Genomic DNA, 20881 nt, shown 5'->3' with positions numbered 1-20881 from the left:
CTCATCAGAAAAGGATTGGGAGTCACCATGACCAAGCATCAATTGTTCGAGCGGCTGAGCGCGATCCTGCAGGAGACCTTCGACATCGAGCCGGCACGGATCACCCCCGAGGCCCGGCTCCATGACGATCTGGACATCGACAGCATCGATGCGATCGATCTGCTCGTGCAGCTCAAGCCGGTGGCCGGCAAGCGCGTGCCTCCAGAGGTCTTCAAGTCGGTGCGTACGCTGCAGGACGTGGTCGATGTCCTGCACGGGCTCCTCGACGAGTCCGCCGCGGCGTGAAGTTCCTTCGTCCGGCCCTGCTCGGCCTGCTGAGCCTCGCGTACCCGCCCCTGGTCTACCTGGGACTGGGCCACTTCGAGCCTCGCTGGATGGCCCTGCCGCTGGCGGGAATGGCCGTGGTGCGCGCGGTGGCGACGCGCGAGCGTGTCTGGCTGGCCGCGGCCGTGGGCGCCCTCGCGCTCGCGGCCTCCAGCATGCTGGGCAACCATGCCCTGCCGTTGAAGCTCTACCCGGTCCTGGTGAACACGGTCCTGCTCGCCGTCTTCGCCACCAGCCTCGCCTATCCCCCCAGCGTCATCGAGCGCCTGGCACGCCTGCGCGAGCCCGAGCTCCCCGCTTCGGGGGTGACCTACACCCGCCGGGTGACGCAGGTGTGGTGCGGGTTCTTCGTGCTCAACGGAGGCATCGCGCTCTTCACGGCGATTGGGGCCAGTGATGAGACCTGGGCGCTGTACAACGGGCTCATCTCGTACGTGCTGATGGGCGTGCTCTTCGCCGTGGAGTGGGTGGTGAGGCAACAGGTGAGGGCAAGGCACGTCCATGGCTGAGCTCATCGGGCTCGAGCAGCTCATGAGCCGGGGGCGACTCCCCGGGCATCCGGTCGCCTTCCGCGAGGGCGAGGCCTTGGGCTTCGCGTCCCTCGTAGTGCGGGCAGCGGGCTGGCGTGCGGCCTTCGAGCGCCACGGTGGCCGGCGCCAGGCGCTCTACTTCGACGACACCTTCGAGTTCTCCGCCGCCCTGCTCGGCGCGTGGCATGCCGGCGTGTGCGTCTACCTCCCCGCCGACGCCCAGCCCGCGACGCTGGCGAGGCTGCGCGACGAGGTGGATGGCTTCGCCGGGAAGATTCCAGCGGAGTACGCACCGCTGTCGCCCGGCGAGGGGCGCGAGGGGGGATGGACGCCGCTCTCCCCGGAGGCACGAGCCCTGGTGGTCTACACCTCGGGCTCCAGCGGCGAGCCCACCGCCATCCCCAAGCGCCTCCGCCAGCTGACGCGCGAGGTGGCGACGCTGGCGGCCCTGTTCGAGGAGCGGCTCGGCGAGGCCCGCGTCGTCTCCACCGTCTCGCACCAGCACATCTACGGACTGCTCTTCCGGGTGCTCTGGCCGCTGTCGGCGGGCCGGCCCTTCGCGGCCCACGGCCTCACCTACCCCGAGGACATCGTGGCCGCGCTGCGACAGGGCCCCGCCGGGCTGATCGCCAGTCCCGCCCACCTCAAGCGCCTGCCGGACATGCTGGACTGGGCCCAGGTCCGCGGGAACCTGCGCGCGCTGTTCTCCTCGGGAGGCCCGCTGCCCCTCGAGGCGTTACAGGCCTGTCGCGCGCTTCTGGGCCAGGCGCCCGTCGAGGTCTACGGCAGCTCGGAGACCGGCGGCATCGCCTGGAGGCAGCGCACCGGGGACGACGCGCTCGCCTGGCGCGTGATGCCCGGCGTCGAGGTGGGCACCCGGGAGGAGATGCTGACCGTCCGCTCGCCGCACCTGGACCTGCCCGAGGGGGACTGGCTGCGGACCGAGGATCGCGTGCGGCTGCTGCCGGAGGGCTTCGAGCTGCTCGGGAGGGGCGATCGCCTCCTGAAGCTCGAGGAGAAGCGCGTGTCGCTGAGCGCCCTGGAGCGGACGCTGCTCGAGGGTGGGCTGCTGCGCGAGGCCCGGGTGCTGCCGCTCGAGGACGGCCACCGGCTGGCGGTGGTGGCGGTGCCCTCGGAGGCCGGCTGGAAGCTGCATGGGGAGGAAGGCAAGCGTGCCCTGAACCAGGCGCTCAGGCAGCAGCTCACTTCGCGCTTCGAGCCCAGTGCCTTCCCGCGCCGGTTCCGATATCTGGAGGCCATGCCAGTCAACAGCCAGGGAAAGTCCACCGAAGCGTCACTGGCCGCCCTCTTCGATCCCCGCCGGCCCCGGGCGCGAGTGCTCGAGCAGTCCGCCGACCGCGCCCTGCTGACCCTCGAGGCCTCGGCGGACTCGCCGTATTTCGAGGGCCACTTCCCCGGCACCCCCATCCTGCCCGGCGTCACCCAGGTGCACTGGGCCATCCACTTCGGCCGCGAGCTCTTCACGCTTCCCCCCGACTTCCTGCGGTTGGCGGCGTTGAAGTTCCAACGGGTCATCCAGCCCGGCACGAGTCTCACACTGGAGCTCACCTGGAAGAAGGAGCGCGGAAGCCTCGATTTCAAGCTCACTTCCGACACCGGTGTCCATGCCAGCGGTCGAATCGTCTTCGGCGGAGCCAATGTATGAAGGTCTGCGCGGTGATTCCGGTCTACAACCACGGCGAGGCGGTGGGCGCGGTGGTGGGCGGTGTGAGGGCTCAGGGCCTGCCCTGCGTGCTGGTCGACGACGGGAGTGAGCCGGGCTGCGCGGCGGTGCTGGTCGCGCTGGCCGAGGGAGATCGCTCCGGCATCGAGCTCGTCCGGCTCCCCGAGAACCAGGGGAAGGGCGGCGCGATGATGGCCGGCCTGCGCGCGGCGAAGGAGCGGGGCTTCAGCCATGCGCTGCAGATCGACGCCGACGGCCAGCACGACACCTCCGACATCCCCCGCTTCCTGCACCTGGCGGAGCAGAGTCCCGAGAAGCTCATCTGCGGCACCCCGGTCTATGACGCATCGGTGCCCAAGGGCCGCCTCTATGGCCGCTACGCCACCCACATCTGGGTGTGGATCAACACGCTGTCCTTCACCATCCGTGACTCCATGTGCGGCTTCCGCGTCTACCCGCTGGAGCCCACCGTCCAGCTCCTCGACACGGTGAAGCTGGGCAAGCGGATGGATTTCGACGTGGAGGTCCTGGTGCGGCTGTTCTGGCGCGGGATGGGCATCGTCAACAACCCCACCCCTGTCCGCTACCCGAGTGACGGCATCTCCCACTTCGATGTCCTCTGGGACAACGTGCGGATCTCCCGCATGCATGCCCGGCTCTTCCTCGGAATGCTGGTGCGCCTGCCGCTGCTCCTGTGGAGGAAGGTGACAGCGTGAGAACCCGGCATTGGGCCGAGATGGGCGAGAGCACCTTCGTCGCCGGAATCTGGCTGCTCTATTGGATTCACCGGCTGCTGGGGCGCTGGCCGTTCCGCCTCTGTCTCTATCCGGTGGTCACGGCGCACTGGCTGGCCCGGCCACTGGTGCGCCAGGCCTCCTTGCAGTACCTGGAGAGGATGGAGGCCACCACCGGGGCGCTCGGCAGGCGGCCCGGCTGGCGGGACAGCCTGCGCCACGTCGCGCTCTTCGCCGAGACGATGCTCGACAAGCTCCTGGCCGTCAGTGGCCGCTACCGCTTCGAGCAAGTGCGCACCGAGGGACGCGAGTCCTTCTACGAGGCGGCCAAGGCTGGCAAGGGTGGCGTCATCATCACCGCCCACATGGGCTGTCTCGAGCTGTGCCGCGCCATGGCCGAACGGCGTGGTGAAGTGAAGCTCAACCTGCTGGTGCACACCCGGCACGCCGAGCAGTTCAACCGCCTGCTCAAGCGGCTCAACCCGGACAGCGACCTGCGCCTGATGGAGGTCAGCGAGCTGGGCCCGGCCACCGCCGTCGCGTTGAACGAGCGCGTGGCCGCGGGCGAGTTCGTGGTCATCGCGGGAGACCGGGTCCCGGTGAATTCCAACCAGACGGTGAGCGTCGGGTTCCTCGGCCACCCCGCCCCCTTTCCCGTGGGCCCCTACGTGCTGGCGGCCCTGTTGAAGTGCCCGCTCTATCTGCTGGGCTGCATCCACGAGGGCCCCGGCTACACCATCCGCTTCGAGTGTCTGGCCGAGCGCGTCGAGCTTCCTCGCGGCAGGCGCGAGGCGGCGCTGAGCGGCTACGCCCAGCACTATGCCGAGCGGCTGACCGCGCTGCTGAAGCGCTCGCCCTTCGACTGGTTCAACTTCTTCCCCTTCTGGGACCAAGCCCATGTCTCTGTCTCTGCAAAGCCTCGAGCCTGAGCGCTCGGTGTACTTCGATGGAAGCCGGCTCACCCTCGAGGACGTGTGTGCGCTCTCGCGGCGTGAATGCAGTGCCGAGCTGAGTACCTCCCCTGAGTTCCTGCGCCGGATCTCCCGGGGCGCGGAGTTCCTCGACCGGCTGCTGGCCGAGGACGGGGTCATCTACGGCGTGACCACCGGCTACGGCGACTCGTGCACCGTCACGATTCCGCCCAGGCTCGTGCCGGAGCTGCCGCATCACCTCTACACGTACCACGGCTGCGGGGCGGGCCGGTTCCTCACGCCCGAGGAGACGCGCGCCGTGCTGGCGACGCGGCTGGCCTCGCTCGCCCAGGGCGTCTCCGGCGTGGGCATGGCACTGCTGAGGCAGCTCGAGCTGCTGCTCAGGCACGACATCCTGCCGCTGATTCCGGCCGAGGGCTCGGTGGGTGCCAGTGGGGACCTCACCCCGCTCTCCTACGTGGCGGCGGTGCTCTGCGGCGAGCGCGAGGTCTGGTACCGCGGGGCCCGGCGGCCGGCGGCGGAGGTCCTGGCCCAGCTCGGCATCAAGCCCCTGCGGCTGCGCCCCAAGGAGGGGCTGGCCATCATGAACGGCACGGCAGTGATGACCGCCCTGGCCTGTCTGGCGTGGGAGCGCGCCGAGTACCTGTGCCAACTGGCCACGCGCATCACCGCCTTCAACGTGCTGGCCAGCGCCGGCAACGCCCACCACTTCGACGAGGCGCTGTTCGCGGTGAAGCCTCACGCGGGCCCCCAGCGCGTGGCGGCCCGCCTGCGCGTGGATCTCACCGCGGACCGGCCCAGCCGCAACGAGAAGCGGCTGCAGGACCGCTACTCGCTGCGCTGCGCGCCGCACGTGATTGGCGTCCTGGAGGACGCGCTGCCCTTCTTCCGCACGCAGATCGAGAACGAGCTGAACAGCGCCAACGACAACCCCATCATCGACCCGGATGGGGAGCGCGTGCTCCACGGTGGCCACTTCTACGGCGGGCACATCGCCTTCGCCATGGACAGCCTGAAGAACGCCGTGGCCAACGTGGCCGACCTGCTCGACCGCCAGCTCGCGCTGCTGGTCGACTCCCGCTTCAACCACGGGCTGCCGCCCAATCTCTCCGGTGCCACCGGGGAGCGCGCGGCGATCAACCATGGCCTCAAGGCGGTGCAGATCAGCGTCTCCGCCTGGACCGCCGAGGCCCTCAAGCAGACCCTGCCGGCCTCCATCTTCTCCCGCTCCACCGAGTGCCACAACCAGGACAAGGTGAGCATGGGCACCATCGCCGCACGAGACTGCCTGCGTGTGCTGGAGCTCTCCGAGCAGGTGGTGGCCGCCATGCTCATCGCCACCAGGCAGGGCGTGGCGCTGCGCCAGCGCGTGGACGGCGAGCTGAGCCTCGGCCCCGCGCTCTCGGCCATGCAGGCGGACCTGGGGAAGCGTATCCCCCTGGTGGAGGAGGACCGCGCCCTGGACCGTGAGCTCCAGGGGCTCCTGACGGCGATCCGTGCCCGCGAGTGGAGGCTCTATGAAGCCTGATCTCAGCCATGAGATCGAGCTGTCCCCCGCCTTCCATGACCTCGACCCGATGGACATCGTCTGGCACGGCAACTACGCGAAATACCTCGAGCTGGCCCGCTGCGCGCTGCTGTCGAAGTTCGACTATGACTACCCGCAGATGAAGGCGTCGGGCTTCATGTGGCCCATCGTGGACATGCGGCTGAAGTACGTGCGGCCCGCGCGCTACGGGCAGAAGCTGCGGATCCGCGCCGAAATCACCGAATGGGAGAACCGCCTGAGGATCGACTACCGCATCCGTGACGCGGACACCGGCCACAAGGTGAACCAGGCCCACACCATCCAGGTCGCCGTCTCGGTGGAAACCCGGGAGATGCAGTTCGTCTGCCCCCGCGTGCTGTGGGAGCGGCTGGGGGTGATGCCCGGATGAAGCGCCTGCTCGCCCTCGCCTGCGTGCTGCTGTGCACCACCGCCAGCGCCTCCGAGCTGCTGACGGGCGTCCGCTCGCGCCTGGCGGACCCTCCGATCCTCCGGGGGCAGTTCGAACAGAAGAAGACGGTGGCCGGCTTCAAGAAGCCGCTGCTCTCCCGTGGCGAGTTCCTCCTGTCGAGGGGGAAGGGACTGCTCTGGGATACCCGCGCGCCCTTCGCCTCGACCCTGACGTTGACCCGCAAGTCGCTGAGCGCGGAGCAGAAGACGGGCGGCGCCGCCTACCACCTGGACGCGAGCCGCGAGCCGGCGCTGGCCGCCATGAACGAGTTCCTCTTCGCGCTCCTCTCCGGGGATGTGGGCTCGCTCTCCACGCGCTTCCGGGTCGAGGGCGAGCTGGTGGGCGCGGACGGCTGGCGGCTGACGCTCACGCCGACGGACGCGGGACTCGCACGCGTCTTCCGCGGCATCCGCCTGGAAGGCGACCGGTTCGTGCGGCAGGTGCAACTGGAGGAGACCAGCGGGGACTCGAGCCTCATCCAGTTCACGCAGCTGGCGCAAACTCCCCCGCCCAGTGCCACGGAGACGGAGCGCCTTGGGAAATAGGCTGGCCATCGTCTGGGCCCTGCTCGTACTCGCCGTGGGCGTGCACCAGATCCGGTTCTGGCGCTCGGCGCGGCTGGAGACCGACATCCTGGCGCTGCTACCCGAGGATGAGCAGGCACCCGAAGTGGGCGCCGCCACCCGGAAGCTCGCGGATGAGTCGGGCCGGCAGTTGGTGCTGCTGGTGGGCGCTCCGGATTGGGAATCCGCCCAGCGCGCGGCGGAGGCCGCCACGGAGGTGCTCTCCAAAGCCGGTGCGCCGCTGGAGCCCGCCCGCGTGGACGCCACCGCCCTGGACGCCGCGGTGGAGTTCTACCGCCCGTACCGGGACCGGTTGCTGACACCGGCCCAGCGCGCATGGCTGGCCCGCGCGACGTCGGAGGAGCTGGGCGGCACGGCGCTGATGAAGCTGTACCAGCCTGCGGGCCCCAGGCTGACCAACTGGAGCGACGACCCGCTGGGCCTGTGGCCCGACTGGTGGGCGGCCCGCGCCGCCGAGAACGAGGCGAGGCCGCGTGACGGACGGCTCTGGCTCTCCGGCGAGGGCCGCGAGTGGGTGCTGCTGACCTGGCAGAGCCAGGTGTCGGCGTTCGCCCTGGGTGACGACGCGAAGGTCACGGCCGCCGTGGAGCGCGCCCGGGCCGCGGTGGGCGCCATTCCCGGGGGCCGGTTGGTGGCCGCGGGGGTGCCGCTGTACGCGGAGGCCGCCGCCTCTCAGGCCAGCAGGGAGATCTCCACCATCGGCCTCGGCTCCCTCGTGGCCGTGCTGCTGCTGGTCTGGCTCACCTTCCGCTCGCTGCGCCCCATCGTGCTGGTGGGGGTGTCCCTGATGATCGGCTGCGCCGTGGCGCTGAGCGTCACCGCCCTGCTCTTCGACCGGGTCCACCTCCTCACCCTGGTGTTCGGCGCGAGCCTCGTCGGTGTCGCGGAGGACTACGGCTTCCACTACTTCGCCGCCCGCCAGGGCAAGCCCGCCGCCGAGCGCGGCCGGGTGATGCGCTTCCTCCTGCCCGGCATGCTCCTGGCGCTCCTCACCAGCGTGTTGGCCTACCTGGCGCTGGGACTGACGCCCTTTCCAGGCCTTCGCCAGATGGCGGTGTTCGCCGCCGCGGGTCTGGTGGGCGCGTTCCTCACCGTGCTCTGCTGGTTCCCCACGTTCGATCTCGGAGACCTGCCGGTGACCGCGTTCGCCGAGCGTGTCTCCGCCTCCCTGTCGCGCTGGCCACGCATCACCTCCGAGAAACGGTGGTGGCCGGCGATGGCGGGGCTCCTGGTGGTGAGCGCGGGAGGGCTGTGGCGGTTGGAGACGCGCGATGACATCCGCCAGCTGCAAGGGGCACCCGCGAACCTGCTCGAGGACCAGCGCGAGCTGGGAAGACTGCTGGGCCTGCCCAGCCCGGCCCAGCTCTTCCTCGTCGAGGGTGAGGACGAAGAGCAGGTCCTCCAACGTGAGGTGTCGCTGAAGCAGCGGCTGGACGCGCTGGTGGCGGACGGGGTCCTGACCGGCTACCGCGCCGTCTCGGACTGGCTGCCGCCCGCCGCGCAGCAGCGCGCGGATGCGGAGCTGAGTGCCCGCGCGGAGCAACAGGCCGTGGCCGCCGTCGCCGCCGCCACGGGAGAGGAGCCCTCGCGCGCACGGTTCGTGAATGACATCCTCACCCCCGCGCGGTTTCTCTCCAGTCCCGCCGCGCCGGCCATCCGGCAGCAGTGGCTGGGCCCGTTGGGAAAGAATCAGTACAGCGTCCTGATGCTGCGGGGCATCGCCGGCCCGTCGGTCCTCTCCCGGCTGGCGGAGGCCGCGCGTGGGCTGGAGGGCGTGCGCTGGGTGGACAAGACGGAGGAGATCTCCCGGCTGCTGGGCCGCTACCGGCGAATCATGGGCGGGCTCATCGTGGCGGGCTATCTGGCGGTGCTGGTGACGCTGGTCGCCCGCTTCAAGCGCGAGGCCTGGCGGGCCTGGGTTCCCTCGGTGCTGGGAACCCTCCTCACGCTCGCCTTCTTCGGCTGGACCGGAGAGCCGCTGCAACTGTTCACGGTGCTGGGCCTGCTGCTCCTGCTGGGAATGGGCGTGGACTATGGCATCTTCCTGTTGGAGCACCCGGGCGACGGCTCCGCGTGGCTGGCGGTGGCCCTGGCCGGCGTGAGCACTCTCCTCTCTTTCGGGCTCCTGGGGCTATCGGCCACGCCGGCCCTGCGCACCTTCGGTCTCGCCATGCTCGTGGGCGAGGTGACCATCTGGATTCTAACCCCTTGTTTCAGAATGCCTCCGGGCAAGGACATCACGTGAAAAGCGAGAAGACAGAGATCCTCATCATTGGCGCGGGCCCCGCGGGCTCGGTGGCGGCGGGACTTCTGCGCAAGCAGGGCCGCGAGGTGCTTGTCCTGGAACGCGAGCAGTTCCCTCGCTTCTCCATCGGAGAGAGCCTGCTGCCGCAGAGCATGGAGTACATCGAGGCGGCGGGGATGCTGCGCGACGTCGTCGAGGCGGGCTTCCAGTACAAGAACGGCGCGGCCTTCGTGCGTGGCGACAAGTTCACGGACTTCGACTTCCGGGAGAAGTTCTCCCCGGGTTGGGGCACCACATACCAGGTGCAGCGCGCCCACTTCGATGAGGTGCTGGCGAAGGCCGCCGAGCGGATGGGGGCCACCGTGCGCTACCGCCACGAGGTCCTGTCCGTCGACGTCGACGGGGAGCAGCCCCAGGTGACCGCCCGCTCGCCCGAGGGCGAGACGTACCGTGTCCAGGCCCGCTTCCTCCTGGATGCCAGCGGCTTCGGCCGGGTCCTTCCGAAGCTCCTGAAGCTGGAGACGCCCTCCAACTTCCCGATGCGTGGCGCCCTCTTCACCCACGTCGAGGACCGGGTCGCTCCGGGCGGCTTCGACCGGAACAAGATCCGGATCACCGTGCATCCCGAGCACGTGCACGTGTGGTACTGGACCATCCCCTTCTCCAACGGCCGCTGCTCCCTGGGCGTGGTGGCGAAGCGCGAGTTCCTCGAGCAGTACCAGGGAACGGACACCGAGCGCCTCAAGGCGATCGTCGCGGAGGACCCCTCGCTCTCCTCCCTGTTGAAGGACGCGGTCTGGGACACGCCGGCGCGGAGGATCGTCGGCTACGCCTCCAACGTGAAGTCGCTGTGGGGCAGGAACTTCGCGCTCCTGGGGAATGCTGGCGAGTTCCTCGACCCGGTGTTCTCCTCGGGCGTGACCATCGCCTTCAAGTCGGCGAGCCTGGCATCGGACTGCCTCGCTCGCACCTTCGCTGGCGCGCCGGTGGATTGGGAGCGCGACTACGCGGTACCGCTCAAGGCCGGCGTGGATACGTTCCGCACCTTTGTCGAGTCCTGGTACGCCGGAGGCTTCCAGCAGGTCCTCTTCCACCCGAACGCCTCCCCGGAGGTCCGCCGGATGATCTCCGCGATCCTCGCGGGCTATGCCTGGGACAAGAACAACCCCTACGTGGCCGACAGCAAGCGCCGGCTCGGGGTGCTCGAGACCCTGTGCGCCACCTGATTTCCACCGCCGCCCTGCTCCATCTCGCCGCATGCGCCACGACGCCCACCCGGCCCGCGGCGCCCGCGGTGTCTCTGCCCGTGCTCGAGCTCTCTCCGGCCGCGTTCGGTGAAGCCGTGAGCCTGGCACAGAACCTGAGCTTCGCTCACGACGCCGACCCGGAAGGCCCCCGCTCCCTCGAGGCCCTGCTGGAGATCGACACCTCGGCGCTGCGTCTGGCTGGATTCATGCTCGGCCGGCGCGTGTTCACGATGCAGTGGGATGGCACCGTGCTCGCGGAGCAGCGGGACCCGCACGTGCCCGCTCAGCTCCAGTCGCGCCAGGTCCTCCGGGACGTCCAGCTGGTCTACTGGCCAGCCGAGGCGCTCCGCTCCGCCCTCCCGCCAGGCTGGACCCTGGAGGAGAGCCCTGGCCGTCGCGCCCTGCTCGAGGCCGGCAGGGAATGGGTGACGGTGCAATACGATGGCGAGCCGCGCCATGTGGGGCGCGCGGAGTTGCTCAACCACGCGGAGCACTACCGGCTGACCATCGAGTCCCGCCCGGCCGATGAATGACCCCATGAATCCACCCGTCTTCCTCAATCAACTGGGCCTCGTCTGTGCCATGGGCCGCGGCAAGCAGGAGGTGACCGCGGCCCTCTTCGGCGACGCGCCGACGGGCGTGGCCCCCAGCGATGGCTTCGCCGCGAAGACACTGCACGTGGGGCTCGTCACGTCACCGCTCGCGGAGACAGGGGTGCTCCCCGCGCCCCTGCGCAGCCGGAACAACGCGCTGCTGCTCACTGCGCTGGCGGAGCTCCGTCCCGCCGTCGATGCGGCCATCGCCCGCTACGGGCGGGAGCGCGTGGCCATCGTCCTCGGCACCAGCACCTCGGGCATCGGCGAGAGCGAGACCGCCATCGCCAGGTACCTGACCACGGGCCAGATGCCTCCGGAATTCCACATACGGCAGCAGGAGCTGGGCTCGCCGGCCCTGGCGCTGAACCACGTGCTGGGCGTGACCGGCCCGTCCTTCGTCATCTCCACGGCCTGCTCCTCCAGCGCCAAGGCCCTGGCCAGCGCCGCGCGCCTGCTACGGGCGGGAATGGCCGATGCGGTGGTGACGGGCGGCGCCGACGCCCTGTGCCGCTTCACCGTGGCCGGCTTCTCCGCGCTCGACTCGGTGAGCGAGGCGCGCTGCAACCCCATGAGCGTGAACCGCCGCGGCATCAACATCGGCGAGGGCGCGGCCCTGTTCGTGATGACGCGCGAGCCGGGGCCCGTGCGGCTCGCGGGCTGGGGCGAGTCCTCGGACGCCCACCACATCTCCGCGCCGGAGCCCGGGGGCCGGGGAGCGCTGGCCGCCATGCGGGCCGCGCTGGAGCGCGCGGGCCTCGCTCCCTCCGAGCTCGATTACGTCAACCTGCACGGAACCGCGACCCCCCAGAACGACGCCATGGAGAGCCACGCGGTGCATGCGCTGCTCGGCGGGGACATTCCGGCCAGCTCGACCAAGCCGCTCACCGGCCACACGCTGGGGGCCGCGGGCGCCCTCGAGGCGGCGATCTGCTGGCTCACCCTGACCGGCAACCCCCAGGGCCGCCTGCCTCCCCACTGGTGGGATGGGGAGGCGGATCCCTCGCTCCCCGCCCTCTCCCTGGTGAAACGCGGCTACACGCTGGGGCGCCCGCTCCGCTATGTTCTGAGCAACTCCTTCGCCTTTGGCGGAAGCAACGCCGTCCTCATCCTGGGAAGCGCCTGATGTCCACGGTCACCGACTACACCATCGCCGAGCTGGTCCCCCACACCGGCCGCATGAGCCTGCTCGACCGGGCCCTCGAGGGCGACGAGGAGAGCCTGGTGGCCGAGGTGACCATCCGCGAGGACTGTCTCTTCTTCGAGAATGGCGGCGTGGGAGGATGGGTGGGCGTCGAGCTCATGGCCCAGGCGATCGCCGCCTGGGCCGGCTGGCACGCGCGGCAACGCGGCGAGACGCCGAAGAATGGGTTCCTGCTCGGCACCCGCAGTTACGACTGCGGCCGGCCCGCCTTCAAGGCGGGAGAGCGGCTGCGCATCGAGGTCCGCCGGCAGTTCTGGGCGGAGAACGGTCTGGGCCAGTTCGACTGTCGCATCGCGATGGATGGCGAGACGGTGGCCACGGCCGCGCTGACGGTGTTCGAACCACCGGATGGAAGCGAAGCATCGAGGCTGGAGACCGAGGGTGGAGACTGATGAGTGAGCAAACGGTGCTGGTGACGGGCTCGAGCCGGGGCATTGGCCGCGCCATCGCGCTGCGCCTGGCGCGCGACGGCTTCGACGTCGTGCTGCACTGCCGCAGCCAGCTCGAGCAGGCGGAGGCCGTGGCCGGGCAGATTCGCGAGCTGGGGCGCAAGGTCCGCGTGCTCCAGTTCGACGTGTCCGACCGCGCCGCGACGCAGCAGGCGCTGCTCGCCGATGTGGAGGCGCACGGCTGCTACTACGGCGTGGTGTGCAACGCGGGGGTCGCCCGGGACAACACCTTCCCGTCCATGCCCGCGGAGGACTGGGACGCGGTCATCCATACCAACCTCGATGCCTTCTACAACGTGCTCAACCCGCTCACCATGCCCCTGGTGCGGCGGCGCAAGCCGGGGCGCATCGTCACCCTGTCCTCGGTCTCCGGCCTCATCGGCAACCGGGGGCAGGTGAACTACAGCGCGGCGAAGGCCGGCATCATCGGCGCGACCAAGGCCCTGGCGGTGGAGCTGGCCAAGCGCGACATCACGGTGAACTGCGTGGCCCCCGGGCTCATCGACACGGAGATGGTGGACCCCCACGTGCTCGAGCACGCGCTCAAGCTCATCCCCGCCCAGCGCATGGGGACCCCCGAGGAGGTGGCGGCCGTGGTCAGCTTCCTCATGAAAGAGGAGGCCAGCTACATCACGCGGCAGGTCATCTCGGTGAACGGGGGGATGTTCGGATGAGGAGGGTCGTCGTTACCGGCATCGGCGCCATCAGCCCCCTGGGCCACGACTGGAAGTCGGTGGAGGCGAGGCTGAGGTCGCTCCGCAACGCCGTGCAGGTGATGGAGGAGTGGAAGCAGTACCAGGGCCTGAACACGTGGCTCGGCGCGCCCGCCGCTCCCTTCGAGCTGCCCGCGCAGCTCTACTCCCGCAAGAACACGCGCAGCATGGGACGGGTGGCGCTGATGGCCACGCGCGCCAGTGAGTTCGCGCTCGCGGACGCGGGACTCCTGGGAGAGCCGCTGGTGAAGAGCGGCCGGCTGGGCATCTCCTACGGCTCCTCCGCGGGGACGCCTTCCAGCCTGGGGGACTTCGGCCAGATGGTGACGGAGAAGACCACCGAGGGCATCAACGCCACGACGTACCTGCGGATGATGTCCCACACGGCCGCGGTGAACATCGGCGTCTTCTTTGGCATCACGGGACGCATCATCACCACCTCCAGCGCGTGCACCTCGGGCAGCCAGGGCATCGGCTATGCCTACGAGGCCATCAAGCTGGGACGGCAGGTGGCCATGCTCGCGGGGGGCGCCGAGGAGCTCGACGCCACCGGAGCGGCCGTGTTCGACACCTTGTTCGCCACGAGCACGAAGCACAACGACACGCCGGAGCAGAGCCCCCGGCCCTTCCACTCGCAGCGGGATGGCCTGGTGCTGGGAGAAGGCGCCTGCACCCTGGTGCTGGAGGAGTTGGAGCACGCCCGGGCGCGAGGCGCGAAGATCCACGCCGAGCTCATCGGCTATGGGACCAACAGCGACGGCCGGCACGTCACCCAGCCCAGCTCGGACACCATGGCCCAGGCCATGCGGCTGGCGCTGGAGGACGCGGCGATTCCCCCCTCGGAGATCGCCTACGTGAACGCCCACGGCACGGCCACGGAGCATGGAGACCTCGCGGAGAGCGCGGCCACGCACTCTGTCTTCGGAGAGGGCATCGCCATCTCGTCGCTGAAGAGCTACATGGGCCACACGCTGGGGGCCTGCGGCGCGCTGGAGGCATGGATGACCCTCGAGATGATGCGCTCGGGCTGGTTCGCCCCGACACTGCACCTCGCCCCCGGGCAGGTGGATCCCCGCTGCGCTCCTCTGGACTACCTCATGGGAGAAGGTCGCAACATCCAGACCGACACCGTGATGAGCAACAACTTCGCTTTTGGCGGCATCAACACCTCGTTGATCTTCCGCCGATGGGCCTGATGGAGGAACACGATGAAGAAGACGCTGCACCTGTCGCTGCTCGCGCTCACCCTCTCCAGCCCCGCCCTGGCACGCGACACCGTGCTCCACCTGCCGCTCGCCGACGTGCTGGAGATGCCCGAGGCGAAGGGGAAGCTTGATGGCTCGGTGAAGTTCTACCTGGCGGGGCAGAAGACGCCGAAGGTGCTCGACACCCTGAAGAGTGACGTCAGCAACAAGAAGACCAACAGCGTGGGGAAGACGGACGAGTTCGGCTGCAAGTGGGCCGCCCTCTCTGCGCTGATCGCCCTGCAGGAGTCGGCGAAGAAGTCCGGCGCCAACGCCGTGGTCGACATCGTCAGCTACTACAAGAAGAGCGAGTACAAGAACGCCACCGCGTATGAGTGCCACGCGGGCGCGTTCGTCGTTGGCGTCTCCCTCAAGGGGACATACGCGAAGGTCGCCCGGTAACCCCGGGCCCGAGGGCGGCTCCCTGGAGCAGTGGCCTGGCCCGGTGCAGACATGGTCCACTCGCGGCGTGCGCTCCTTCGAGACTCGTGTTCGTGAAAGGATGGTGGCCATGAAGGTGCCCCTGCTCTGGTCGTGCCTGCTCGTCGCCGGCACCGCTGCCGCGCAGGGTGACCCATCCAGCGTCTCCGACGGCACTTCCCCATCTCCTGCGAGCCACGCCGGCCCCCCGTTCCGCTTTGGCGTTCAGCTCGGTGGAGGCGGCTTCTTCTTCCCGGAGGGGGCGCTGGCGGGTGGGCTCGCCCTTCGCCCTGGTGTTCAGCTCGGCCGGCTGGGCCTGGTCGCGGAGATTGGCCAGCTCGGGGGCTTTCTCCGGGATATCGAAGACCCGGCCGCGTCACGTGTCTCGGCGCTCGGCATGAGTCACGTCACGCTGATGGCCGAGCTCGACCTCACCGAACGCGCCTTCGTCGCCGGAGGCGTTGTCCTGGGGCTGGGCATCATGCTTCAGACGAAGCATGGAGTCACCGGGGCCGGGGCGGTGCACTCGCAGAGCATGAACATGGCCGGCGAAGGGTTGGTGAACTTCGCCTCCGGAGCGAACGTTCGCGGAGGCTGGCGGTTCGGAGACGGTCCCCATCGGCTGGTGGTCGGGGTCGACCTGAAGCTCCTGGGGGCGGATGGACATGTGGCCACGACAACCATCTCGTCCACGCGAGAGATCCTCGACGCGCGCGATGTGCGGCAGGCCATCTGGACACTCGTCCCCATGGTCTTCATTGGCTGGGAGTTCAAGCAATGACGGCGCGAGTCGCGAAGGGACAGGGGAAACCCATGCGTGAGCTCCATGAACGAAACAGGACACTGGCGCTCATGGTCATGCTCGGCGTGCTCGTGACGGGAGGCTGCGCTCCACCGGGGCCGCGAGAGACCACGGGCGAGACCGGGAGCCAACAACCCGCGCAGCCTCCGAGCGGGCCGGGTGGGAGCGACTACCCGCATGCGGACATGCGAGTGAGCTCGGGCGGCGAGGGCGTCTACGGCTGGTACGTGTTCGAGCCCATCCACCCGCAGCCGGCATCGGCGCCGCTCGCCATCATCCTGCACGGGTACGCGGAGTACTCGGGCTACGACATGATGTACGAGCTCATCCGGCACACGGTCCGAAAGGGCAATGTGGTCATCTATCCACGATGGCAGACCGGGTTGGCGTTTCCGTGCGCGGGCGCGTTCGACATCGAGCCTTGCATGACGTCCGCGCGCGTGGGAATTCAGAGCGGGCTCGAGTTCCTGAACGGGCCTGGGCGCGTACGGCCGCAGCTCGAGAGGACGAGCTACTTCGGCTTCTCGTTCGGCGGAATCCTCACGGCGAATCTCGCCAACCGCCATGCGTCCATCGGATTGCCCACGCCGCGGGCGATCTTCCTCGAGGATCCGCACGACGGAGGGACTGATGGCGAGGGCGGATTGGACGAGACCCTGGACGGCATTCCCGCGTCGGTCAAACTGCAGTGCCACTCGAGCGAGGAAGGGATCATCTCCGAGAAGGGCAAGGCCCACTCGAGTTGCAACGCGGTGTTCCCGAAGCTCGGGCACATCCCCGACGAGAACAAGGATCTCGTGATGATCCGCACCGACCGCCATGGCACTCCTCCGCTGTCGAGCAGGCATGGCGTGTCCGCGGGGGGCCCCGGCTATGGCGGCCGGGCAGATGCCTACGACTGGAACTTCGTCTGGAAGGTCTGGGACGCGTTGAGGAGCTGCGCCTACGACGGGACTGACTGTCAGTACGCGCTCGGTGACACGCCGGAGCACAGCTCACTCGGGGTCTGGAGCGACGGTCGGCCCGTCATCCCCCTCGTCATCCAGGACGCCGCCCCCCTCCGTCCGTAGTCCTTGCGTAAGCCTCCGGTCCAGCCCATGGTGTCGGCCATCAAGAAGCATGGCACGGTGGCCGCGTGATGGACGGCGCGTCGACAAGCCGCCCACCTCCACCTGCGACGCGTCTCCAGAAGGCTTCCACGCCGAAAAAGGCACACGCATGCAATGGGTAGCGCGTGTTCGCGTCATCCTTATGCACCGCAGTTCCACGCCTTGACCCCGGGTGACGCGGCGCTCCAAAGTGGGCTCCGCGCTGTCGACCCGTGGCCGAGTGAGAGGAGATAGCGTGGGAAGCTACTTAGCAGTCCTGGCCGCCGTGCCGTACTTTGGGAGCCGCCCCCTGGTGGCCTCCTCCACCACCGTTCTGCTCGTGGCCTTCGGCGCATTCGAGGCGGGCGCGGGTGGTCGAGGCGCCCCGCCCTATTCCACGCTCCTGGCGACGGTGTTGATTGGAACCGTCTTTGCAGTCTGGTCGGCGCAGCGTTTCGTGTGGGGCCACGTCGAAGCGGTGTGGCCGCGCGTGGGCCCGTGGAGCTGGCGCGCTGCCGTCGCGACAGCCACGGTGTCCGGGATGGTTTTCGCGGGCTACCGGGTGGGGGCTTTCGCCTCCTCGGCCGAGCGTCCCGCCTCGGCGCTCCTCCTCGGGGGCGTGGTGGTGGGCGCGATGGGCGCGCTGACGCTCGTGTTCGCGCAGGTGCACACGCGGATTCGCCAGGGACTGGAAGCCATCCCTGGCGCGGATGAGCTGGGCGTCCTCATGGTGCTGGAGGCGGGAGAGCTGCTCTTCGCCATCGGTGGGATTGCGCTGTGCGCCTTCGCGCCAACGGCCGCGATCATCGCCGTGCTGCCGATCACCGGGCTGGTCACCGGTGCCTATTTCATCCTCCGAGCGCGGGAGGAGTCGGAGCGTATCGCGTGCCCTGCCTGTGCCACGTCAACGCATCGCGTGGCGCTGCGTTGTCCAGGCTGTGGTGCGCTGCGCGACCCGAGTGCACTCGATGTGATTGGCCGCACCACGCGCACACCGGTCGCGGACACGCAGGCCCACGTCTTTGCGCTGCTCGCCCGCTGTCGCTGCCGCGCCTGCGCCGAGCCACTCGAAACGGGCGGGCCTGATGCGTGCTGTGCGCGGTGCGGCGCCAAGGCCTTCCCCGCGCCAGACGACATCCGGATGTTCCTCCGGGCGGCGGATCGCGCGCTGCTGCGGATTCTGCCCCTGCTTGCGCTCATCGGCGCGGTGCCGGTCATCGGGCTGGTGGCAGGGCTTTGCGTGCTGCGTCTCTCCAGCGCCAGCGCGGTGGCTGCGCACGGGCGATGGAAGCACCGGCTCGTGGCGCGCGTCGTTCGCGTCAGCCTGCTGCTGGCATTCTCACTGTTGCAGCTGGTTCCCTTCTTGGGCGCCGCCGTGGTGCCGCTCATCGCCGTTGCGTCTCACCTGTCGAATCGAAGGCCGCTCCAGCGCGCGGCAGCGTCGGCAGCCAGCGCAGCACCGGCAGAATCGGTTCCTCCTGCCCCCGCGTAGAAGTCGTTGGGAAACGGGTGAGGACAGCCATCTTCACCCCTGGCCAAGGTCCCCCTGTCGTTCTCCAGGGATGTTCGCTCGCCGCCCGGCCAGGATCAGCAGCCCAGCGCCGAGCATGAGGGCCACATCCGCCACGTTGAAGATGCCCGTGCGCAGGGAGCCGATGCCGAGGTTCATGAAGTCCACGACGCGTCCATCGTTCACCAGACGGTCGAACCAGTTGCTCAGTCCACCTCCAACGATCAGGGCGAGCGCCACGGACTGGAGAGGCTCGAGCCTGCGGCTCATCACGAGGTAGGCCAGCGTACCGAGGAGGAACGCGCCCACTGCCGCGATGAACAGCCAGAATCGCACGGCGTGCGGAAGGTTGCCGCCGAGGCTCAGGAAAGCGCCGGGATTCTCGGCGAAGGAGAGCCGCAGGAGCCCGCCCAGGAAGACCTGGGTGGACTCGTCGCGGAGCTGAGAGATGGCCAGTTGCTTGGTGGCCTGATCGCACCCCACCGTCCCCGCGAGGACCAGCGACACGAGCGTGAGTCGATACCGACGGGCCAATGGATTCATCCCCCGAGGATGCCAGACTTGCCCTACCCCCTCCAGGTGTGGGCTCGAGTCATCGTTCGCCTCTGAGCCCTCAGGGGTTTCCGGCATCCGTGCCGCTTAGGGGATACCCGGGCACTGATAGGCGGTCCCACCCTGACCAGGCTCTCCGTTGTCCGCGCGCGTGCCCGACATGCCGGGAACAAAGTTGATGCCGCCGTCGAGAGCGACCGTCGACGAGCCGGAGCAATAGATTCCAACGGAGGGTCCACCACCACCGCCTCCGCCAGGACCACCGGTTCCTCCGTCACCACCTTGCCCGCCCGGGCCACCCTGGCCTCCGTTCTCGGTTCCACCGGCGAAGCCAGGACCTCCCAGGCCTCCCGCTCCGCCCTTTCCGCCCAGACCGCCCGCACCTCCCGGACCGCCCTTGCCGCCAGTACCGGTCTGAAGCGTCAACGCGGTGGCCTGGACACGAGCGTTTGCCAGGAGCAGCGCAATGGAAGCGCCACCGCCACGACCGCCGGTGCCACCTCCTCCGCCACAACCTCCACTTCCGCCCGAGCCGCCTCCGCCGCCGGAAGACGAGAACCCGCAGTAAGTGGTGGTGTTGCTCTTGATCAGGTAGGCCCCGCCTCCGCCTCCACCTCCACCTCCACCTCCGTTGCCGCCGGTCGAGCCAGTGCCGCCGGTCCCTGCCGTCCAGACGCCACCGACGACGGAACCCGTTCCGTTTCCTGGCGCCCCGCGCCCGACGTCGGCTCCGGGTGCACCGTCGCGGCCCTTTTCGCCGGCCTCCGCCATTCCCTGCGGACACGAACCACACCTGTTCAAGGTGTTGTCACAGCCAGTGAAGCGGGCGCCGCCGATGCCGCCGGAGCCAGCGTTGTTGGCGCCAGCCGTACCCGGAATGCCAGCCCCCGGCGGAGTTCCGTAGTGAGTGCCGCCAGTGCCTCCAGCGCCGCCCGCACTGGCACAGCTCGAACCGGTGGAGCCCGCCCCCGATCCTGGGGCGGCATTGTTGGCGACGCCGCCACCGGCTCCAGCCAGACCGACTGCACCCTCGCCGCCGGCAGAGCCCCCCGAGCTGTCGCTGCCGTTACCGGCGCGGAGAAACACGTGGCGAAGCGAGAGCTCCTGCGTGTTGTGCACCGTCATGGCCACCGACGGCTTGCCGTCTCCGGCGGCGTTTCCGGCGTTCACGGCGATGCGCTCGAGGGTGAATGCGCCGCCGGTGGCGGTCACGCGGATGCCGTCCGCGCCGACCTGGAGAACGGGCCTGTCCGTCGCATTACGCGAGCTGAAGTCCGCGGAGTAACCGCCGTACAGCGACACCGGTGAGGTCCAGTCCATGCCCGACGCGCCGGCGTTGTAGGTCCCATTGCCGATGTAGATCGTCTTATGCGTAGTGGACCGTGCGAGGTTGAACGCGACCGAGAGCGACGCTACCGGCTGCGACCTGGTGCCCGGCCAGCCGTCATTCCCGCCGCTCGCGGAGACGAAGATGCCGCCGTCGAGCTGCCCGTCGATCCCGTCACAGTTCCGATCGTCGAACGCATCATCTGGCAGATCGACCGCCGGGCACTGCTGGCAGGTGTGGTTGCTTCCGCAGATGGAGCCGATGTCGCAGCTGCGGCAGTGGATGATCGTCCCGCAGCCGTCGTCGAGCGAACCGCAGGCTTCCGAGCACGATCTCGTCGGCGTGCACTCGCCGGGACCTCCATCGTCGGTGCCTCCACCATCGGTGCCTCCACCGTCGGTTCCTCCGCCGCCGTCGGTACCTCCACCGTCAGTACCCCCACCGCCGTCGGTTCCTCCACCGTCGGTTCCCCCGCCGCCGTCGGTACCTCCACCGTCGGTGCCATCGATCGGCGTACCGGGCGGGCGGCAGTAGTCGTCGGGGTAGCAGACGTACGGAGTCCCGTCCGCGGTGCGCTGAGAGCAGCCCCCCCCGGGCTCACACATGAACCAGACCTCCTCGGGAAGTCCCGCGCAGCCGAAACCGACGATGACCGCACACACCAGACCTGAAAGCCGAAACTTCATTTTTCGCTCCGCGTCC

General features: G+C 69.3%; 21 protein-coding genes. 19 read left to right on the top strand and 2 right to left on the bottom strand.

Annotated features, from left to right (window positions below; translation table 11 throughout):
• The first annotated feature begins 27 nt into the window (after positions 1-27).
• The 19 genes from OV287_RS23285 (at position 28) to OV287_RS23195 (ending at position 18282) form a co-directional block, all read left to right on the top strand.
• Positions 28-285 (top strand): acyl carrier protein, encoded by a 258-nt coding sequence (locus tag OV287_RS23285; protein WP_267536233.1) that lies wholly within the window; start codon positions 28-30, stop codon positions 283-285.
• Positions 282-833, top strand: coding sequence for a COG4648 family protein (locus tag OV287_RS23280; RefSeq protein ID WP_267536232.1), 552 nt, complete (start codon positions 282-284; stop codon positions 831-833). Before OV287_RS23285 ends, OV287_RS23280 begins: the two co-directional genes overlap by 4 nt.
• Entirely contained in the window at positions 826-2520 is a 1695-nt protein-coding gene (locus tag OV287_RS23275) for an ApeI family dehydratase (protein WP_267536231.1), read from the top strand. Before OV287_RS23280 ends, OV287_RS23275 begins: the two co-directional genes overlap by 8 nt.
• Positions 2517-3254, top strand: coding sequence for a glycosyltransferase family 2 protein (locus OV287_RS23270; protein ID WP_267536230.1), 738 nt, complete (start codon positions 2517-2519; stop codon positions 3252-3254). The genes OV287_RS23275 and OV287_RS23270 overlap by 4 nt, the downstream gene beginning before the upstream one ends.
• Positions 3251-4201 (top strand): lysophospholipid acyltransferase family protein, encoded by a 951-nt coding sequence (locus tag OV287_RS23265; RefSeq protein WP_267536229.1) that lies wholly within the window; start codon positions 3251-3253, stop codon positions 4199-4201. Before OV287_RS23270 ends, OV287_RS23265 begins: the two co-directional genes overlap by 4 nt.
• On the top strand, positions 4170-5732 hold the full coding sequence (locus OV287_RS23260) for an HAL/PAL/TAL family ammonia-lyase (protein WP_267536228.1): 1563 nt from the start codon (positions 4170-4172) through the stop codon (positions 5730-5732). Before OV287_RS23265 ends, OV287_RS23260 begins: the two co-directional genes overlap by 32 nt.
• Positions 5722-6141, top strand: coding sequence for an acyl-CoA thioesterase (locus OV287_RS23255; RefSeq protein ID WP_267536227.1), 420 nt, complete (start codon positions 5722-5724; stop codon positions 6139-6141). The genes OV287_RS23260 and OV287_RS23255 overlap by 11 nt, the downstream gene beginning before the upstream one ends.
• Positions 6138-6746, top strand: a complete 609-nt coding sequence (locus OV287_RS23250; RefSeq protein WP_267536226.1) for a LolA family protein — start codon at positions 6138-6140, stop codon at positions 6744-6746. Before OV287_RS23255 ends, OV287_RS23250 begins: the two co-directional genes overlap by 4 nt.
• Positions 6736-9030 carry an MMPL family transporter gene (locus OV287_RS23245; RefSeq protein WP_267536225.1) on the top strand — a complete coding sequence of 765 codons (2295 nt, stop codon included), beginning with the start codon at positions 6736-6738 and terminating at the stop codon, positions 9028-9030. Before OV287_RS23250 ends, OV287_RS23245 begins: the two co-directional genes overlap by 11 nt.
• Positions 9027-10256 carry an NAD(P)/FAD-dependent oxidoreductase gene (locus OV287_RS23240; protein ID WP_267536224.1) on the top strand — a complete coding sequence of 410 codons (1230 nt, stop codon included), beginning with the start codon at positions 9027-9029 and terminating at the stop codon, positions 10254-10256. The genes OV287_RS23245 and OV287_RS23240 overlap by 4 nt, the downstream gene beginning before the upstream one ends.
• The gene (locus tag OV287_RS23235; RefSeq protein ID WP_267536223.1) at positions 10244-10810 is read left to right on the top strand and encodes a DUF3261 domain-containing protein; all 567 of its coding nucleotides are present in this window, start codon (positions 10244-10246) and stop codon (positions 10808-10810) included. The genes OV287_RS23240 and OV287_RS23235 overlap by 13 nt, the downstream gene beginning before the upstream one ends.
• A 4-nt stretch (positions 10811-10814) precedes the next feature.
• Positions 10815-11996 (top strand): beta-ketoacyl-ACP synthase, encoded by a 1182-nt coding sequence (locus OV287_RS23230; RefSeq protein ID WP_267536222.1) that lies wholly within the window; start codon positions 10815-10817, stop codon positions 11994-11996.
• A complete protein-coding gene (locus OV287_RS23225; protein WP_267536221.1) occupies positions 11996-12466 on the top strand; it encodes a hotdog family protein in 471 nt (156 codons plus the stop codon). Before OV287_RS23230 ends, OV287_RS23225 begins: the two co-directional genes overlap by 1 nt.
• Positions 12466-13197, top strand: coding sequence for a 3-oxoacyl-ACP reductase FabG (gene fabG, locus OV287_RS23220; RefSeq protein ID WP_267536220.1), 732 nt, complete (start codon positions 12466-12468; stop codon positions 13195-13197). Before OV287_RS23225 ends, fabG begins: the two co-directional genes overlap by 1 nt.
• Entirely contained in the window at positions 13194-14432 is a 1239-nt protein-coding gene (locus tag OV287_RS23215; RefSeq protein WP_267536219.1) for a beta-ketoacyl-ACP synthase, read from the top strand. The genes fabG and OV287_RS23215 overlap by 4 nt, the downstream gene beginning before the upstream one ends.
• A gap of 12 nt (positions 14433-14444) precedes the next feature.
• Positions 14445-14882 carry an excinuclease ATPase subunit gene (locus tag OV287_RS23210; protein ID WP_267536218.1) on the top strand — a complete coding sequence of 146 codons (438 nt, stop codon included), beginning with the start codon at positions 14445-14447 and terminating at the stop codon, positions 14880-14882.
• Positions 14883-14991: 109 nt separating this feature from the next.
• A complete protein-coding gene (locus OV287_RS23205; RefSeq protein WP_267536217.1) occupies positions 14992-15681 on the top strand; it encodes a hypothetical protein in 690 nt (229 codons plus the stop codon).
• A gap of 32 nt (positions 15682-15713) precedes the next feature.
• Complete coding sequence (locus OV287_RS23200; protein WP_267536216.1) at positions 15714-16772, top strand: hypothetical protein; 1059 nt, start codon at positions 15714-15716, stop codon at positions 16770-16772.
• Between the two features lie 274 nt (positions 16773-17046).
• A complete protein-coding gene (locus tag OV287_RS23195; RefSeq protein ID WP_267536215.1) occupies positions 17047-18282 on the top strand; it encodes a hypothetical protein in 1236 nt (411 codons plus the stop codon).
• A gap of 33 nt (positions 18283-18315) precedes the next feature.
• Here the strand turns inward: OV287_RS23195 and lspA are convergent, their stop codons facing one another.
• Together lspA and OV287_RS23185 are read right to left on the bottom strand one after the other, a co-directional pair.
• Positions 18316-18834 (bottom strand): signal peptidase II, encoded by a 519-nt coding sequence (gene lspA, locus OV287_RS23190; RefSeq protein ID WP_267536214.1) that lies wholly within the window; start codon positions 18832-18834, stop codon positions 18316-18318.
• Positions 18835-18939: 105 nt separating this feature from the next.
• Positions 18940-20865 (bottom strand): hypothetical protein, encoded by a 1926-nt coding sequence (locus OV287_RS23185; RefSeq protein WP_267536213.1) that lies wholly within the window; start codon positions 20863-20865, stop codon positions 18940-18942.
• Positions 20866-20881 lie beyond the last annotated feature (16 nt).

Source organism: Archangium lansingense, assembly GCF_026626635.1.
Classification (GTDB): domain Bacteria; phylum Myxococcota; class Myxococcia; order Myxococcales; family Myxococcaceae; genus Archangium; species Archangium lansingense.
Note: the sequence above shows the minus strand (reverse complement) of the source record. Positions and strands in the feature narration are given on the sequence as shown.